This window comes from Marinibium conchae (assembly GCF_015595035.1).
Classification (GTDB): Bacteria; Pseudomonadota; Gammaproteobacteria; order Enterobacterales; family Alteromonadaceae; genus Glaciecola.
Genome location: NZ_JADNRN010000007.1, coordinates 1,252 through 2,831, shown reverse-complemented (window position 1 = coordinate 2,831; position 1,580 = coordinate 1,252). Strand labels below are relative to the sequence as shown.

General features: G+C 50.6%; 1 protein-coding gene and 1 rRNA gene (1 of these 2 running past the window's edge). One reads left to right on the top strand and one right to left on the bottom strand.

Annotation, left to right across the window (positions count from 1 at the left end):
- Window positions 1–180, top strand: a 180-nt coding sequence (locus tag ISG33_RS17140; RefSeq protein ID WP_229333673.1) for a hypothetical protein, incomplete at its 5' end; no start/stop codon positions are given.
- Window positions 181–208: 28 nt separating this feature from the next.
- Here the strand turns inward: ISG33_RS17140 and ISG33_RS17005 are convergent.
- Window positions 209–1,580 (bottom strand): 23S ribosomal RNA (locus tag ISG33_RS17005); its annotated part runs 1,251 nt beyond the window's last position; the annotation flags it as partial.

Genomic DNA, 1,580 nt, shown 5'->3' with positions numbered 1-1,580 from the left:
TTTTATACACCGAGGTGTATGCTTGAGATTACCGCTTTCGCGGTAATGACGTGCTTATATGGTAATGACGTGCTTATATTTAACGTCCGAGTATCGCTACTCTTTGACTTTTATTTGATTTGGCTACTTGTCATTCATCCACCAATGTCATCTACATGTCTTATCACGACTGCGCGTTAGCGCTATAGAGAAACTACTTTGGTGTTGTATGGTTAAGCCGCACGGGCAATTAGTACAGGTTAGCTTAACGCCTTACAACGCTTCCACACCCTGCCTATCAACGTCGTCGTCTTCAACAACCCTTCAGGACAGTTAAACTGTCTGGGATGACTCATCTCTGGGCTCGCTTCCCGCTTAGATGCTTTCAGCGGTTATCGATTCCGAACGTAGCTACCGGGCAATGCAATTGGCATCACAACCCGAACACCAGCGGTTCGTCCACTCCGGTCCTCTCGTACTAGGAGCAGCTCCCATCAATCATCCAACGCCCACACCAGATAGGGACCGAACTGTCTCACGACGTTCTAAACCCAGCTCGCGTACCACTTTAAATGGCGAACAGCCATACCCTTGGGACCGACTTCAGCCCCAGGATGTGATGAGCCGACATCGAGGTGCCAAACACCGCCGTCGATATGAACTCTTGGGCGGTATCAGCCTGTTATCCCCGGAGTACCTTTTATCCGTTGAGCGATGGCCCTTCCATTCAGAACCACCGGATCACTATGACCTACTTTCGTACCTGCTCGACGTGTCTGTCTCGCAGTTAAGCTGGCTTATGCCATTGCACTAACCTCCTGATGTCCGACCAGGATTAGCCAACCTTCGTGCTCCTCCGTTACGCTTTGGGAGGAGACCGCCCCAGTCAAACTACCCACCAGACACTGTCCACAACCCCGATTAGGGGCCAATGTTAGAACATCAAACATACAAGGGTGGTATTTCAAGGGCAGCTCCACGTCATCTGGCGACAACGCTTCATAGCCTCCCACCTATCCTACACATGTAGGGTCAATGTTCAGTGCCAAGCTGTAGTAAAGGTTCACGGGGTCTTTCCGTCTAGGTGCGGGTACACAGCATCTTCACTGCAATTTCAATTTCACTGAGTCTCGGGTGGAGACAGCGTGGCCATGGTTACACCATTCGTGCAGGTCGGAACTTACCCGACAAGGAATTTCGCTACCTTAGGACCGTTATAGTTACGGCCGCCGTTTACCGGGGCTTCGATCAAGAGCTTCGACATAAGTCTAACCCCATCAATTAACCTTCCGGCACCGGGCAGGTGTCACACCGTATACGTCATCTTTCGATTTAGCACAGTGCTGTGTTTTTAATAAACAGTCCCAGCCACCTGGTCACTGCGGCCCTCAATCGCTTAAGCAGCAAGTGCCATCACAATCAAGGGCGTACCTTCTCCCGAAGTTACGGTACAATTTTGCCGAGTTCCTTCACCCGAGTTCTCTCAAGCGCCTTAGTATTCTCTACCTGACCACCTGTGTCGGTTTGGGGTACGGTTCGCTATATCATAAGTTTAGAGGCTTTTCCTGGAAGCAGGGTATTTGCAACTTCGCGACCGTGGT